Origin of the sequence: Paenibacillus sp. FSL R7-0652 (assembly GCF_038595045.1) — a bacterium.
Classification (GTDB): domain Bacteria; phylum Bacillota; class Bacilli; order Paenibacillales; family Paenibacillaceae; genus Paenibacillus.
On the sequence record NZ_CP152001.1, the window covers coordinates 5,346,419 to 5,363,365 of the forward strand.

Genomic DNA, 16,947 nt, shown 5'->3' on the forward strand with positions numbered 1-16,947 from the left:
AAAGGAGTGATGCCGTTCCAATCCAGCTTCTTCTTCCCGAGGGGGGACAACCCCTGCTTCCGATTACACACCTCTGCTTCAGCCCCGCACTCCGCCCTGCCCAATGCAGACGGAAACCCAGCCGAGATAGGCATAATACTTTTTTCAAAAAATAATATGAGAATGGGAGAGTTTAACGATGAAATTTTCCAAAGTTATGCCAACGATTCTTGGAGGAGCTCTTTTGCTCGCTTCTGTATCCTCTGCTGCTGCAGCGCCATCGGATGATCCATCCATTCCATTTGAGGCCCCTTACGCCTCTGAGGAGAGTATTCTGTTGAACAATACCCCGGACGAAACCATTTATGATTATCTTGGACAGCAGGAACAGTTTTTGAACGCGGATGTCAGAGGACAGCTCAAAATTGTTAAACGCAGCACAGACACCTCTGGTGTAAGACACTTCCGTCTGAAACAGTACATCAAAGGCATTCCGGTTTACGGTGCTGAGCAAACCCTGCATCTGGACAAGACTGGAGCTGTGACTTCCGCTCTTGGCGATCTTCCTCCTGTTGAAGAACAAGCGATTCCGAATGACGGAGTCCCTGGCATCAGTGCAGAAGACGCGATTAAAATCGCTTCGGATGAAGCAACCTCCCGGATCGGCGAGTTAGGCGCACCGGAGCTTGAGCCAAAGGCCGAACTGAATATTTATCATCATGAGGAAGACGGTCAAACCTATCTGGTCTACATTACGGAAGTCAACGTGCTTGAACCAGCCCCTCTTCGAACCAAATATTTCATCAATGCCGTGGATGGAAGCATCGTATCCCAATTTGATATTATCAACTTTGCAACAGGCACAGGTACGGGGGTGTTCGGTGACACCAAAACGCTGACCACAACGCAATCCGGCAGCACGTACCAATTGAAAGACACTACTCGTGGTAAAGGTATCCAAACGTACACAGCGAATAATCGTTCCTCTCTTCCAGGCACACTGCTTACCGATTCCGATAACGTATGGACGGATCGTGCAGCTGTTGATGCCCACGCTTATGCTGCAGCCACTTATGATTTCTACAAAAATAAATTCAACCGCAACGGCCTCGATGGGAACGGCCTTTTGATCCGATCCACAGTCCATTATGGCTCCAACTATAACAACGCCTTCTGGAACGGTGCACAGATTGTATTCGGTGACGGGGATGGCTCACAGTTCGGTATCTTCTCCGGTGATCTCGATGTTGTTGGTCATGAATTGACACACGGGGTGATCGAATATACCGCGAATCTGGAATACCGCAATGAACCAGGTGCTTTAAACGAAGCTTTTGCCGACATTATGGGTAATACCATTGAGAGCAAAAACTGGCTGCTTGGAGATGGCATCTATACACCTAACATTCCGGGGGATGCCCTGCGCTCTCTGTCCGATCCTACGCTGTATAATCAGCCTGACAGGTACAGTGACCGCTACACAGGTTCTCAGGATAACGGCGGTGTTCATATCAACAGCGGTATCATTAATAAAGCCTATTATCTCGCAGCTCAAGGCGGTACACATAACGGTGTAACGGTTAGCGGCATGGGTCGTGATAAAGCCGTACGTATTTTTTACAGCACGCTGGTGAATTACCTGACACCTACATCCAAATTTGCAGCAGCCAAGACGGCAACCATTCAGGCAGCCAAAGACCTGTACGGCGCAAATTCTGCTGAAGCTGTGGCCATTACCAAAGCCTATCAAGCTGTAGGACTGTAATATGTAACAATCTCGGATTTCATCCATTATTAAGTTCAATAGCATCATCTATTTAACACAATAAAAGCTGAACTTTTTTCTTTCTCCTATGGTAAAAAAAGCATCGTTTCGACACTCCTCATGTCCAAACGGTCAGGCTTGCCAAGCAAAAGCGGTGTCCGGGACAACCTCTGGACACCGCTTTTGTGTATTTCTTATGCCGATGGTCCTGCCGCAATCCAGGACAATAAACCGTACGTATGCTTACAATCCGCTGTCCGTGTTACTTCCAGCACCGCTTCATCTTCGCTCTGGGATAACAAGGAGACCTGGAATCCGCGATCATTGCTCATTGCTACAATGACATAATGCTCTGAATCAAACGACTCCTCGAATACAACCGTCACTTCCGTACACGTCTCATTCTCCGGCAAAACAAAAGCTTCCATCCCGAACTGCTGCACAGCAGGCTGTTTGCTTACACTGCGTACAGGCTGAAATGCCAGATGTTCAGCACGGACAGCACCCGACTGCAGCTGACCGCTGCCTACAGAGCCATCACATAAATGCTCCTGCGTCACCGATTGAGGCTCCAGAATAGGAGTTACCGGTACAGCTGATTCCGAGAGATCAGCATTCGACTCTTCCGACACTGCAGCTGGCTCTTCTCTGAGCGTTGTTTCCGGTTCAAGTATTTCAACGTCGGCATCGCCTTCCGTTAAGGCTGCCATTGCTTCGTACTCGTTGGACAGACCAAGCAGCTCCTGCAGCTCCAGATTCCCTGCTGGCAGCTCATTCGAGGCATCCTCCGAGTCCTCTCCATCCTCTCCCCATGCAAACAAACCTTCATTTTGAAGACCTACAGACTGCATAAACTGCTGTACTTCCTGCATCGCTTCCTGTCTTTTAAACTCCGCAAGCTGTTCGAGCGTGTCTGCACTGACCTGCCGGATCGCATTCCAGATCTCTTCGCTTAGATGCGCCGTTCCGACAATCCCTTCATTTAAATGACTGGAAGTAATACTTTGCTCGCTCAGCTTGCTTCCGTCAATGGCTCGATCAGCCAGATGCACCGACGAGATCGTTCCTTCAGTCAATTTACTGCCATCCACACTGCCATTCGCCAGTTTGGATGCCGTAACTGCACCATCCTGCAGATGAGCTGTATTTACTGTGTCTTCGCTCAGATGGCATGCCGTGATGCTGCCATCCGCAATGTGTTCTGGCTGAATCGCACTTTCTGCGATATGAGCAGACTGCACGCTCTCGTCGGTTAGGTGGGTACTGGATACCGCACCATCCGCTAGTTTATAACCATCCACACTGCCATTCGCCAGTTTGGATGCCGTAACTGCACCATCCTGCAGATGAGCTGTATTTACTGTGTCTTCGCTCAGATGGCATGCCGTGATGCTGCCATCCGCAATGTGTTCTGGCTGAATCGCACTTTCTGCGATATGAGCAGACTGCACGCTCTCGTCGGTTAGGTGGGTACTGGATACCGCACCATCCGCTAGTTTATAACCATCCACACTGCCATTCGCCAGTTTAGATGCCGTAACTGCACCATCCTGCAGATGAGCTGTATTTACTGTGTCTTCGCTCAAATGGCATGCCGTGATGCTGCCATCCGCAATGTGTTCTGGCTGAATCGCACTTTCTGCGATATGAGCAGACTGCACGCTCTCGTCGGTTAGGTGGGTACTGGATACCGCACCATCCGCTAGTTTATGGCCATCCACACTGTCATTCGCCAGTTTAGATGCTGTAACTGCACCATCTTGTAAAATCATACTGCTGACCGACTCTTCCTCCAGATGAGCAGTTCCGATGCTTCGTTCCTGGATATGATGGGAGAGGACTGCCTCATCATGGATATGGCGGGATTGAACTGCACCCTGCTGCAGGTGTGCCGCACCCAGTGCTTCGTATTGCAGATGCAGCCCGCTGATCAGTCCTGGCTTCAGATGCGCTTCCGTTACTGCAAGAGGTGCGAGATGTTCTGTCTGCACGGCGCCGGCAGTGAGGTGGCGCGAAGTTATCACCTGTTCGCTGATATGCTCACTATGAATCACTTCTTCTCTCAGATGATGACTATTCACAGTCTGTGCAGCCAAATGATCGGACTTTACACTGCTCTCCGCAAGATGCATGGAATCGACAGCAGCTCGCTGCAGATGCTCGCTTCCCACTGCCCCGTACTGCAGTTCTTCACCTGACACCGAATCAGCGACCAGATGCTCTGCAGTCACTGTTTTTGGACGCAGCTTGCTGCCAGGAATACTGCCGTTTGCGAACAATTCCGGCGTGCGGACCTCATCAGACAGGTGCTCCAGTGAGACGGCGTGCTGCTTCAAGTGATACCCACGAATCGTTTCGGCAGGGATATGTTTGGCAGTGATGCTTTCAGCCATAATTTTAGCGGAAGTAATGCTGCCGTCTGCCAGTTTAGCTGAAGTGACCGACAGATCAGCGAGCTTATCGGTCGAGACACTTTCCGGTGAAAGCTTAGGTGAGGTTACGGCATGATCGGTCAGATGCGGCGGAAAAATCGAACCTCCCGCGAGCAGTGCCGAGGTGATGCTGCCTGGAGCTATTTTGTCTGTGGTGATGGCGGCACGCGACACGGTGTCCGTTTGTACACTGCCTGGCTGCAGATGAGGTGCACCCACCGAATGCTCTGTCAGATGTTCTGATTTCACGGCATATGGCCGCAGTGCCTCGGAACCAACACTGCCCGGAGTCAGATGGGCAGCCGTAACGGCTCCGCTTCCCAGATGGGACGAATTCACCGTACCCGAAGCAACTGCTCGGCTTGTAACCGAACCTGGTGCCAACTTATCGGATGTAATACTCTCCGCTGCAAGCTTAGTAGTTGTGACAGCTTCATCCTGCAATTGGAATGATCCCACCGAAGACTCTGCCAGGTGTTTCTCCAATACGATGCCTGCTGCCAATGCATCTGCAGAGACACTTCCCTCGGACAGATGTGCTGTCTCAATGCTTCCGCTGGCCAGATGTATGGAATGAATCGCACCATTATCGACATGAACCGGGGTAATACCGCGATTCACAATATGTTCGCCCCGAATCGAACCTTTGGCCAGATGTTTCCCCTGCACGGCTTCATCCGCTATTTTAGAAGAAACCACACTCTGGTCTGCCAGCTTGGAAGCTGTAACGGCCTGCTCCAGCAATTTCGCTGTCCCCACCGATTGGTCTGCCAGCTTACTGCTGATGATTGCTCCATCGACCAGATGCTCGCTGCCAATTTCGGAACTGCCGATCTGTTCACTGCCTACAGCCGCTGACCGAATCTGCACCGATCCGATCGAACCATCCACCAGATGTCTTCCGTTTAAGCTGTGCTCGGCAATATGCCGGGTATGGATCGCTCCATCCTCAATCTGTTCGCTGCCAATGCTGCTGGCCAGCAGCTGATTGCGCCCTACCGACCCTTCTGCCAGATGAGACTGCTTCACCGAACCTGCCTGAATATGGCGTGAATCAATGGCCTGTTCTTCAATCTTGCTGCCCGTCACGGCCCCTTCGCGAATCTTGGCACTGGTAACTGCATCATCTGCCAGTTTCGAGGTATGAACCGCACCACCTGATAGATGACGTGTTTCTATACCGCTGATCGCTATTTTTTCTCCCGTGACGGCTTGATTCTGAATTAATTCCTCGGTGACCAGCAGCCGGCTGAGATGTCTCGTACCGATCGAACCGTCCGCAATTTTGGCTGCATCAATAACCTGATTCCCCAGCTTTTGAGAAGTAATACTTCCATCCCGGATTTTGTCTCCGGCGATTGAGGCATTTCTGATTTTGTGGCCGGATACCGAACCGTCTATCAGATGTTCCTCTGCGATGGAAGCCTCGGCCAGCTTCGCTGATACAATGGCGCCGTCCGCAATATGAATGCTCGTTACAGCATAATCCTGAAGTGCTTCACTTCCTACCGCGCCCGATTTCAGCTTGGATGCATCCACTGAGAAAGGAGCCAGTTTACTTTCCGTTACAGCAAATTCGCTGAGATCGTCCGTATAAATATACTGACCCGTGTGGCCCGGCATCTGGTTCTGGTTCAGGCGTTCAAGGCGCTGTCTGCCTGTTACACGGCTGTCGCTGTCCTGCTCTTTCAACGGAGAAGCAAGACTGCTGATCTGAAGTTCTCTTTCCACACCTTCTTTTTCCACGTTATCCGGGACCCTATCCTGCTTTTCTTCTGTATTTTGTGTTTTCAGCTGTCTCTCTTCCGAATCTGATTTCTCCAACAAATCTGCTTCTGCCGCTGAATCTGGTCTATTGGTAGATAAATCGGACGTGATCGGTTCGGGCTTTGCTGCTGACTCAGCAGGAACCGCCTTCGGAACAGGCGTATACGGACTCAAAACCTCTTCCTTTTTCACGGATTTCTCTGGCTTTGCGAATTCCATTCGCCGATCGGTCAGCTCCAGTTCCCTGAATTTAGGACTGATATGACGCAGTTTAGGCACCACACTCTTTTTTCTGCCTTTTTTACTCATAAGGCCAGCTCCTTCCCCTAACGTTCATCTCCGGCATCATATGCTTTGACCTGGGCATCTGCCACTTATCTGGCCCTGCTTTTGCAAATCCATGCCGTGATTATGCATATTCAAAGAACAGCTGCACCTGTCCTGACGTAATTAGGCTGTACGAAACGGGGAGACAAGGCAGCTGTCCACGCCCCCTATCCGCTCCTTTCATAGGATATGGTGTCTGAGCATAAACGGATGTATAAGAAATACATCTCCACACCGGTCTGCGTTATCGCGATGTCAGAGCCTTGCATTGACAGGCCGGCGTACTGGAATACAGATTCATGGCCCGCGGTTAACAACGAAGGAGGAACGGTCATGCTCCAAGAAACGATCGGCATTATGTTCGATTCACGCATGTACCGGGGGATACCGGCCGGAAGGACCGGTCAGGAATCACTCGCAAATTATGAACAGGCTGCAGCCTGTTACGGATTAACGCCCTGCTTTTTACGGCTGGAGGATATTGATCTGGAATGCAAAACCTGTCTGGCTTATGTGAAAAAAGAAGATCGGTACGTGCGTGAGCGTATACCGCTTCCTTCCGTCATCCATAACCGTTCGCTCCAGCTGCGGGGTACGGCACAGCGGCAGATCACCCGTTTGCTGCTGCAGGGCATTCAGGTATATAACGTGCGCAACCGCTATCGCAAGGATCATGTGCATGATATGCTGCGGCAGGACCCTATTCTAAGAAATCATCTGCCTCGTGCAGTCAAAGCAGCACCTGAATCTCTCGCTTACATGATGGAACATTATAAGGATCTCGTCATTAAACCGTGCAGCGGCAGCATCGGACATGGCATTATGCGTCTATTCCAGCAGGACGGACATTGGAAACTGACCTGTGAAACCAAAGCGGCACGCAAAGGCTGGGCCACCTTCCGATTAAACCGGGGACAGCTTCCTTCCGCTGCGCTTCGCCGGATATTCCGCCATGCATATCTGATTGAGGAGCGTATTCCGCTGATCCGGTACGAGGGAAGACCTGTTGATCTGAGAGTGTCGGTACAGCGCGGAAGGGATGGATTATGGAGTGTCACCGGCATGTTTGCCAAAGCAGCACCATCCCACACGTTTGTGACTAATATCGCTCAGGGCGGTAAAGTGATGACATTAGCCGAAGCACTCGGGATGAAGGAGCCGAATGCCGAACTTTTCCGCCTGGAATCCCGCATTGCCATGACTGGCCTGCGTATTGCCCAAACTTTGGCTTCCAGTCTGCCTCACCTTGCCGATCTGGGTCTCGACCTGGGTATTACCCGAAACGGAGAGATTTTTTTTATTGAATGTAATGGAAGAGATCAGCGTTACGGCTTTCGCAAGGCTGGCATGAAGGAACATTGGCAGATGAGTTACAGCAAACCGATGGCTTATGGACGTCTGCTGCTGGATCAGAACTCCATCATTCCAAGACAGCCTCAAACCTATGATCGCGGATTGTATTGATTTCATTCGTGATTTGTGTCAATATTATGCAGAATGGCCGCTTTTGCGGCCTTGAAGTTTGTACTAACCCTAAGGGGGATATTCATGGCAAAAACGCTGTTGCGATTAATGACTGAGCTTTCTTCGCGCAAATGGATCTCCCGGACCGTGGGAGCTTTCTCCAAAAGCCGGGGAAGCAAAGCATTTATCCCTTATTTTGTCCGGACCTACAACATCCCTGTACAGGAAGCCGAGAAAGACTGGAAAGAATATCGTTCCCTGAATGATTTCTTCACTCGCAAATTAAAACCCGGGATGCGCCCGCTGGACCTTTCGGAACATGCATTGATCAGCCCTGTTGACGCCAAAATCACGGCAGCCGGTCCGATCTCCGCAGGAACGATTCTGAATGTAAAGGGACAAAATTATACACTCGCTGAATTATTAAACCACTCTCCGCATCTGGAGAAGTACAAGCATGGTTATGTATTCGTACTCTACCTCAGCCCGCGTGACTATCACCGTATCCATGCGCCTGTCAGCGGCCGCAGAATAGAAAGCGAACATATCAAGGGTAAAGTTTATCCCGTGAATGATTTTGGACTCACACATATGAAATCCGTGCTCAGCCGGAACGAGCGCCTCATTACGTATATTGAGCACGATTATGGTGAAGTGGCTGTTGTCAAAGTAGGTGCGATGAACGTCAGCAGCATTCAATATGCAGATGTCGATACCAAAGCCTGGGCTCAGGGAGATGATCTGGCCTATTTTGAATTCGGCTCTACCGTCGTACTGCTCATGCAAACAGATACCTTTGAACCGCTTCCTGATTTGAAGCCCGGAGATTCCGTTAAAATGGGTGCCCTGCTTGGTCGTCTCAAACCCAAACATTCATAATTCATAAGCAAATAAAGAGGATGGCATACACCTTCAATCGGGTGTTACGCCATCCTCTTTATTCATGCCCTAATATTCATGATATGAAAGGTTACCATTCTGAACCATTACGCTAAACATCATTTCATGTATACATGCATGGCGAAGCCTCACTTCGCCTGAATCGTTTGTTCATCAGCCGTTAGAGAACGATATCTCCAAACGTTAAAACCATACGTCCTGCAGTTCTTCCACCGGTTTCAACCGGCGCAGACGTTTCCGAAAAATGCTGCATCCTTTGATGGAATTCCTGCGGCTGCGGACCCGTCTTTTTCCGTTCATCATCACACGCTCCTCCTTGTCAGGTCATCTGGAATGCTAGTTACTTACCCCAGCCATCCGGCATTGAAACCCTGTGAGATGTTGGATCAGACTCCCTAATACATCTTTAACGAATCTCTGACGGACTTTTACCCGTGTACTGCTTGAACTGACGACTGAAGAAAAAGATATCCCGATACCCCAGTGCATCCGCGACTTCGGTCACGTTCATGCCGGTATGTACCAGCAGATGTTCTGCCCGTTCAATCCTCATACGAATAATGTAGGACTGCACGGATGATCCGATCAATTCTTTGAACTTGATAGAAAAGTAACGCGGGGACAGACCGGCCCGTGCCGCCAGATCTTCGACGCGATGCGTAATTCCGGGATGCTGCCGAACATAATTCGCAATCTCCTGAATCACGTCGGACAGCTGGTTGCTTACTTTTTTCTCAACTGGCTCTTCCGTATCCGCTCGGAGCAGATGAATCATCAGCTGCTTTAGAATCAGCTTGCTCTCTTCGTCACGTCCATACACATCGGATAAAAACAGCCGAACATACCGTGCCAGCAAATGCTCGAATTCCACCGTCTCCTGCACTTCGCGATAAGACTGGGGAACATCAACCACAGGCCCGTCCACATCAAAGTGAATATAGGTAAGCACAAGTGGTTTTTGCCTATTATGCGCTGCACTGGTGTGATCTCCCGGACGAAACAGAAAACAGCTTCCTTTGCCAACCTCGTAAGGCTGATCATTCAAAATAACCGTGCCTTCACCGCTCCACACGTAAAATAAATCATAATTTTGCATCGGTTTTTCCCGCTTCTGCCATTTCCAGCCCGGTTCACAGACTATTTTGGCGACAGCGGGCAAAATTACAAATGATGATGGCGATGCCTGCAGCATGTCGCCACTCCCCCTTGACAGTTAATCTCTTTAACACACTTATCCCATTATACAGCGGAATTCACCGAAACGAAAATATACACTTCTCCCATGCCGTTCGCATCCGCTGGATACCTTCTCGGATCTCCTCTTTATCCAGGTGAGCAAACCCGAAACAGACGGCAGAATCCCCTGGTGTCAATCGGTACTTTGCTGCATCCCGGATCAATACCCGCTGTTCGTGAACCCGTTCAGTAAATCGTACATAACTCTCCCGATCCCCGTTCCAGACTGCGTAGATGGTCAGCCCGGCATCCCCTGGATGCATGGTGAACGCCTGCGGCAGCCATCGCTCCATCTCCTTCACAAAGAAATCATGCCGTTCCCCATACAGCCGGGTTAACCTGCGCAGATGACGCATATACCCCCCTCTCGTCATAAACCTGGCCAGTGCACGCTGTTCCAGCAGCGCAGGTGACACCGGTTCATACAAAGCCTTGGCAGCAAGCAGCGGTTCTACCAGACTGCGCGGCAGTACCGCATAACCCAGCCGGAACGAGGCCGGCATCGTCTGGGAGAAAGAACCGATGTAGATGACACGCTGCTCCCGGTCAAGCACTTTCAATGGCTCAATTGGCCGACCGCCCCAGCGAAACTCACTATCGTAATCATCTTCAACAATAACGGCATTTTGTTTTGAAGCCCAGGCCAGCAGCGCTCGTCTTCGTTCCAGCCCAAGCACCGCTCCCGTCGGAAACTGACGAGTGGGGGTGACAAATAACGCCTGTGCCTGCCAATTCTGCGGAATAATGCCCCCGGCATCCACTTCCGTTGGTATCACCTCACCGCCGCAGGCTCTGACGGCATGCACGATTCCCTGATAACCCGGATTCTCCAGAACAACCGGGCTTCCCTCGGTAATGAGCAGTTGGGACAGCAGGGTGATGCCTTGTATCGATCCGCTGAAGAGCACAATTTGGGCAGCATCTGCCTGAATACCGCGTGTCCGGCGAAGATGCGAGGCGATTGCTTCCCGCAGCTCTGGATCACCAGCGGCCCCGCCCTGTTCCTGCCATCCGCTGCGGTGGACTGCGGCAAGCGCACTTTTCCATTCGGCGGCAGGAAAATGTTCTGTCAGAAGGCGCTGCATCCGAAAATTGATAACCGATTCATGCGTCAATTGAACCTCTTCACGAGAACGTTTATGTTCTGCCGTTAATGTACACAGTCGTTCGCCCCAGGCAGATAAGTGCAGCTCGGCTTCGATTTGATCGTTATGATGTGCGGACATGGATTCTGTAACATAAGTTCCTTTTCCGAGGTAGGCATGTACATACCCATCCGCAAGCAGCATATCGTAGACCTGGGCAGCTGAACCACGCGACATATCATACTGTTTGGCCAAGGCACGGGTAGATGGCAGCCTTGTTCCTGCCTCCAGTGTCCCCGCGTGAATTGCATCACGCAGTGCGTGATATAAGGCCTGATATTTGTAGCGATATTGAAGCTCATATGACTCAAGGGGCAGCCACAATTCCATGGGGTCTCCTCTCTCTTTGTCCTTTATTTTGTCTTTTCACTGACCGCTCTCCACAATTGGCCTATAAAAATGAATTTAAATTGGATCTATTTTGCTGTCAATATATGTTTTATGGTTATCTCCATGACAAACAGTACTTCATCTGAAGTTTCTGACGTGTTCTAATCCTTACTTACTCTTATATGTTCTAACACTTTCTAAACAATGGGGGAAATCACATGAGACGCAAAGAATTTTCAATAGAAGAAGAGAAGGAAATGATTGCATTTCTAGATCAGTGCTCCTTCGGATTTCTCGGAACAGTCAGCCCGGATGGGGAACCGAGAGTAACACCGCTGAATTTTGTGTATATGGAAGGCTGTTTTTACTTTCACGGCAGTTTGGCAGGAGAAAAAATGAAACAAATCAAGCAGCACTCGGCTGTCAGCTTTACCGTAGCGGAGGAATACTCGCTGATTCCTTCTTTTTTCAGCGACCCTGAACTGGCCTGTCCTGCAACCTCTTTTTTCAAAAGCGTCATGGCTTCCGGTCTGGCAGAGCCTGTAGAAGATCTCGAACTGAAAGGCAGGGTGCTGCAGCGATTTATGGAAAAACTCCAGCCGCAAGGCGGTTATGTACCCATTGATGCACAGGACTCCCGCTACACCGGGCGGCTCAAAGCCGTTGCTGTCGTGCGAATCGTCCCGAAGCGAGTCAGCGCCAAGTTTAAGTTTGGACAAAATTTAACCCCTGAACGATTCGACCATATCAGTGGTCAGCTTCACAAACGAAATGAAGGCCGGGATCAGGAAACCGTTGAAATGATGCAAAAATACTGCCCGTTCCACCAGCAGTAAACCTGCCGGATCAGGCTTGGAATTCGTGCAAATACTGCGTTTTTGCCCTGTGAAGCAACGCGGTAAAGTGATATAACTGTCATAATGCGTAATTTCCGTGACGGGGCCATGTCAAGGTGTTATAATATTAGGCAGTTGAATCACAATGACTTGGAAGGATGAAAAGAATGAATCCACTGGCTGAACAGTTGAACGAAAGTATTCAGGCCGGCAGCAGTCACGTCTACTCCATGCTGTCACAACTCGGCAAAGAAATTTATTTCCCTAAAGAAGGTATTTTGAGTCAATCTGCGGAAGCTGCAAGCCTAGCCAAGACCTTCAATGCAACGATTGGTATTGCTCTGGAAGGCGGGGTACCGATGCATCTGCCTGTGATTCAGGAGAAGTTGTCTGCATTCCAGCCGAAGGATCTGTATCCTTACGCGCCTCCTGCGGGCAAACCTGAACTGCGGACCGTTTGGAGAGATAAAATGCTGAAGGAAACCCCTTCTCTGGAAGGCAAATCGTTCGGCAATCCGATTGTAACGAATGCATTGACTCATGGACTCAGTATCGTCGCCGATCTGTTCGCTGAACAAGGGGACGCTGTTATATATCCGGATAAAAACTGGGAGAATTACGAGCTGACTTTCGGAATTCGTCGACACGGCCAGTTGGTTCATTATCCATTGTTTGATGACCAAATGAACTTTAACAGCAGCGGCCTGCTTCAAGCACTGCTTGCGCAGAAGGATAAAGGCAAAGCCATCGTCCTGCTTAACTTCCCGAACAACCCGACGGGTTACACACCGGGTGCTGCAGAAGCAGATGCCATTGTAGATGCTATTCGCCAAGCCGCAGAAGCTGGTGTGAATGTCGTTGCCGTTACGGACGATGCATACTTTGGTCTGTTCTTCGAAGATTCCATTCACGAGTCTCTGTTCGGTAAACTGGCCAATATTCATCCGCGTGTATTAACGGTGAAGATTGACGGAGCGACCAAAGAGGAATTCGTATGGGGCTTCCGTGTTGGATTCATTACGTATGCACATGAAGATGCTGCCGTACTGCATGCCTTGGAGCAAAAAACACTCGGCATCATTCGTGCAACGATCTCCAGCGGCCCACATCCTTCACAGACATTTGTTCTGGATGCGCTGAAGGCACCGGAGTTCGAAGCACAGAAGCTGGAGAAATTCGAAATTATGAAAGGCCGCGCCAACAAAGTCAAAGCCATTCTCGACAGCGGCAAGTATGGAGATGTATGGGATTACTATCCGTTCAACTCCGGCTATTTCATGTGCTTGAAGCTGAAGGAAGTTAGTGCGGAAGAACTTCGCAGTCACCTGCTCCACCAATACGGCGTAGGTACGATTGCGCTGGGTGAATCCGATCTGCGGATTGCCTTCTCCTGTATTGAAGAAAACGGTCTGGAAGATCTGTTCGATACGATCTATCGCGGCGTGCAGGATCTGCAAGCGACTTAAATAAAAATACCTTATATGATATAAGGTTTTTAACAACAGAACCCTTTGGAGGACATAGCGAAGCTTATGTCGTACCAGAGGGTTCTTTCAACTTTTTATTGTTCTCCAGTCGTCATGCCGTATATATCGCTTCGTTTCTTTGGCAGAATCAGTACCATCTCCCCGGACAGGTGCCCAAAACCATGACGAACGGGCTGCGGCCCAATCAACCTACCCCCATGGTACATAATATACGATGTACGCAAGGGCGTGCCAAACCATCACTCGAAAGGGGTATGACCCATGTCCCAAGTTGAAGATACAAGAGGCGGATACGGATACGGATGCGGCGGCTTTGGAGGATTCACTAACACAGGTGCCATTCTGGTACTGTTCATCCTGCTGGTCATCATCACAAAATCATTCCTGTACTAATACAACCTCGTTCGCTGCAAAAATAACAACATGAGTTTACATCAACGCACAACGAAGAGGCTGTCCCACAAGTCATAATCATGGCTGGGGAGAGCCTTGTTTTTAATTTAATCAAACCCATTGGATAAGACAATAATCTACAGCCCCCTCATTTAACACTCCTTTTTAATTTGTGAGGAATCCGTCTAAAAGCCAACGGTCATCATCTGAACGGATATAATCAAAATATAATGCAGCGTGACCTTCCGAACCTTTAATATCTTGATTAAACATTACAGCCATCATTAACTTAAGGTGTTTCGCATCCTTTAATTCATATCCCCTGAATTCCAAATCTCCCAGTTCCATTTTGCTTTGAAGAGCCACTTCGTAAAAATTCTCTCCGTTATTCACAATAATCATGTTCTGTTCACGAGATACTTTTACACTAGTAGAGGAATTTGATTCTATAAAATCGTAATCTTTATCACCCATGGCTGAGAGAAGTTTAAACGTCAGGTTTAATGACTCCCTTAACGCCTGTTCTCGATTTTCTTCGTTCATTTTCTTAAGACTGCTCTCCGATTCTTCTTTCAAACGTTTATTTTCATTTGGTATTTCCTCATGATTTGAACACCCCATTAGAACAAATATTAAAAAAAACATTAGAGCAATTCTTTTCATTTTATACCTCCTTTTCATTACCACATATTAACATAATCAGACTTCTGGAAGAAAAACCAGCATAAAAGTAAAATAGTCATCATTAGGTAGCGGATATAGAAGGAGGAAGAGAGGACGGAAAAAAACAAAAAGGAACAAAGCAGCATGTACTTCTGCTTTGTTCCACCTTGAACATATAGATGTTATATTCTTCACCGATATCATTTAGCTCATTTGTGGAGGAATGGAATAACTTGTTTTATTCATCTTCTTCCTCTTCTTTAATCCATTTACTTCCCTGTGAACGACGCATCAGCGCGATGACAAGTATACCGAGTCCAAGCGCAATGCCTGATATGCCAAGTCCCTCCATCCCTGCAGCAAGCATCGGCAGCCACATGAGCAGTGCGGTTATGGCGTGCAGCTGGAAAATGAAACCGAGCACCTGTGTCCGTCGGCTCTCAGCTGAAATGGGGTAGATCATGATCCAGAAGGAATCACTATGACTTCGCCGCAGCACCCCGAGCTGAACGCCTGTAAGCAGCAGGAAGAACAGATATACTCCGATTCCAAAGTAACTGCCTGCGGTCCACCAGGATAACAGCATACCAAGAATGATCAGGCGCATGACAATAGTGAATACTTCCGTACGAATGAATGTTTTGGTCATAAGATATCGGTATGCCTGCCCCGCATTCCATGGAAGAGCATTCCCCCATTTGCTGAGCCAGCGGCGGGAGCTCACCTTCTGTCCAGACGATGGCACGTCTACAAACCAGCCTAAAGTTCGCATCACTCTGCCCGCCTGCGTCTGCTCCACCTGAATCAGACGCTCCCAGGCAACCCGATGTTTAACGGGTACACGCAGCGCAGCAATATAAACAGCGGCAAGAAGCAAAAGGAATACGAGACTACGGAGCGGAGGCTGCCACAGCCAGGCTGCCACAGCAAGCACAGCCAGCGCCCAGCGAAGCACCCGGTATCCTTTGGATGCTCCAGCTTGAACCATTCTCAGTTCCTGCCATGCTCCATAACTGGACAGGATTTTCCATAACAGCAGAAACAGAATGGACAAGCCCAGCGGTTTGGCGTCTGCATCTGCTCTTACATAGAGCGGCCATAACGTAAGAAACACAAGCTGCAGCCCCAGCATCTTATAAATAACGCCACGAACAAAACTGTTCTTCAAATATTCCTGCATCCGGTACTCCTGCGGCCGCAGGAAGACAATATCTGCCGGAAGCAGATATGTACGGTAACTGCTGAGCAGTACAAGCGGAGCCAGCAGCAGCAAAACAATCCAGCGTATTGGAAATCCCGCAGGAATATTCTGTACAAACGATGTATACCAGGCAGAGAAAGCAATCACCAGAAATAAAAAGACCATTGCTACACCGCTCTGGATGACATAGCCCAGATAAGGAAGAATTCCATTCCAGAAACCTGTCCGACGCTGCTTCCATAAAAGCTTCAGATCCATATTAATCCCTGCCTTGCACGAGGGAATAGAACATGTGCTCCAGCGGTGTGTCGGGCCCTCCGAACTGTGTGCGCAGTTCGTTCAGTGTACCTTGTGCAATGACCTCCCCGCGATGCAGTACAACGAAGCGGTCACAATAATTTTCAATGGTAGATAAAATGTGTGAACTGAGCAGAATGGAAGACCCTGAAGCTTTCATCTCCAGCATGAAATCCAGCAGGGAACGAATACCCAACGGGTCAAGCCCCAGAAAAGGCTCATCAATAATATAGAGCGGCGGCCCTGCCACAAAAGCACACATAATCATGACCTTTTGCCGCATACCCTTCGACAGATGTGTTGACAGACTTGTACTTTTCTCGTTCATGCGGAACAAGTCCAGGAGCTTCTCGGTCCGCTTTTTAAAATCCGCCTCAGACACATTATATGCCCTCGCTGTAAACTCCAGATGTTCCATGACGGTCATCTCATCATATAATTCGGGAGATTCCGGAACAAATGCCATAGCAGACTGGTAAATCTGTGCATCCTCATCCCGTTTTTTTCCCATCACCCGAACTTCTCCCTGCTGCGGAGTCATCAGGCCAAGAATATGCTTCATCGTCGTACTCTTGCCAGCGCCGTTTAATCCGATCAGCCCAACCATTTCTCCGCGTCCAACTTCCAGATTAATGCCGTGCAGCACCGGTCTTTTGGCGCTGTACCCTCCGCTAAGCCCGCTGATTTGCAGCACAGGCGATTGAACGTTTTCCATCTATCCCTGC

The 16,947-nt window shown here is 49.3% G+C and carries 12 protein-coding genes; 6 read left to right on the forward strand and 6 right to left on the reverse strand.

The window, feature by feature from the left end; translation table 11 throughout:
* Positions 1-178 precede the first annotated feature (178 nt).
* The gene (locus tag MKY97_RS23455) at positions 179-1,744 is read left to right on the forward strand and encodes a M4 family metallopeptidase (protein ID WP_342552646.1); all 1,566 of its coding nucleotides are present in this window, start codon (positions 179-181) and stop codon (positions 1,742-1,744) included.
* Between the two features lie 194 nt (positions 1,745-1,938).
* On the opposite strand, the gene MKY97_RS23460 is transcribed toward MKY97_RS23455, so the two are convergent.
* Positions 1,939-6,252 (reverse strand): WIAG-tail domain, encoded by a 4,314-nt coding sequence (locus MKY97_RS23460; protein ID WP_342552647.1) that lies wholly within the window; start codon positions 6,250-6,252, stop codon positions 1,939-1,941.
* A gap of 351 nt (positions 6,253-6,603) precedes the next feature.
* On the opposite strand from MKY97_RS23460, the gene MKY97_RS23465 reads away from it, so the two are divergent.
* Together MKY97_RS23465 and asd are read left to right on the forward strand one after the other, a co-directional pair.
* A complete protein-coding gene (locus tag MKY97_RS23465) occupies positions 6,604-7,734 on the forward strand; it encodes a YheC/YheD family protein (protein WP_342552648.1) in 1,131 nt (376 codons plus the stop codon).
* Between the two features lie 84 nt (positions 7,735-7,818).
* The gene (asd, locus tag MKY97_RS23470) at positions 7,819-8,613 is read left to right on the forward strand and encodes an archaetidylserine decarboxylase (RefSeq protein ID WP_342552649.1); all 795 of its coding nucleotides are present in this window, start codon (positions 7,819-7,821) and stop codon (positions 8,611-8,613) included.
* A 427-nt stretch (positions 8,614-9,040) separates the two neighbouring features.
* Here the strand turns inward: asd and MKY97_RS23475 are convergent, their stop codons facing one another.
* Together MKY97_RS23475 and MKY97_RS23480 are read right to left on the reverse strand one after the other, a co-directional pair.
* Positions 9,041-9,826 carry an AraC family transcriptional regulator gene (locus tag MKY97_RS23475; protein ID WP_342552650.1) on the reverse strand — a complete coding sequence of 262 codons (786 nt, stop codon included), beginning with the start codon at positions 9,824-9,826 and terminating at the stop codon, positions 9,041-9,043.
* A gap of 61 nt (positions 9,827-9,887) precedes the next feature.
* Positions 9,888-11,345 (reverse strand): PLP-dependent aminotransferase family protein, encoded by a 1,458-nt coding sequence (locus MKY97_RS23480; RefSeq protein ID WP_342552651.1) that lies wholly within the window; start codon positions 11,343-11,345, stop codon positions 9,888-9,890.
* A 218-nt stretch (positions 11,346-11,563) separates the two neighbouring features.
* Between MKY97_RS23480 and MKY97_RS23485 the strand changes: the two genes are divergently transcribed.
* The 3 genes from MKY97_RS23485 (at position 11,564) to MKY97_RS23495 (ending at position 14,061) form a co-directional block, all read left to right on the forward strand.
* Complete coding sequence (locus tag MKY97_RS23485; RefSeq protein ID WP_342552652.1) at positions 11,564-12,181, forward strand: pyridoxamine 5'-phosphate oxidase family protein; 618 nt, start codon at positions 11,564-11,566, stop codon at positions 12,179-12,181.
* Positions 12,182-12,348: 167 nt separating this feature from the next.
* Complete coding sequence (locus tag MKY97_RS23490; RefSeq protein WP_342552653.1) at positions 12,349-13,647, forward strand: aminotransferase class I/II-fold pyridoxal phosphate-dependent enzyme; 1,299 nt, start codon at positions 12,349-12,351, stop codon at positions 13,645-13,647.
* A gap of 282 nt (positions 13,648-13,929) precedes the next feature.
* Positions 13,930-14,061 (forward strand): YjcZ family sporulation protein, encoded by a 132-nt coding sequence (locus MKY97_RS23495; RefSeq protein ID WP_342552654.1) that lies wholly within the window; start codon positions 13,930-13,932, stop codon positions 14,059-14,061.
* A 165-nt stretch (positions 14,062-14,226) separates the two neighbouring features.
* On the opposite strand, the gene MKY97_RS23500 is transcribed toward MKY97_RS23495, so the two are convergent.
* From MKY97_RS23500 to MKY97_RS23510, 3 genes are all read right to left on the reverse strand, one after another.
* A complete protein-coding gene (locus MKY97_RS23500) occupies positions 14,227-14,724 on the reverse strand; it encodes a hypothetical protein (protein WP_342552655.1) in 498 nt (165 codons plus the stop codon).
* Between the two features lie 238 nt (positions 14,725-14,962).
* Positions 14,963-16,183, reverse strand: coding sequence for an ABC transporter permease (locus MKY97_RS23505; protein WP_342552656.1), 1,221 nt, complete (start codon positions 16,181-16,183; stop codon positions 14,963-14,965).
* A gap of 1 nt (position 16,184) precedes the next feature.
* Entirely contained in the window at positions 16,185-16,937 is a 753-nt protein-coding gene (locus tag MKY97_RS23510; RefSeq protein WP_342552657.1) for an ABC transporter ATP-binding protein, read from the reverse strand.
* Positions 16,938-16,947: the final 10 nt, after the last annotated feature.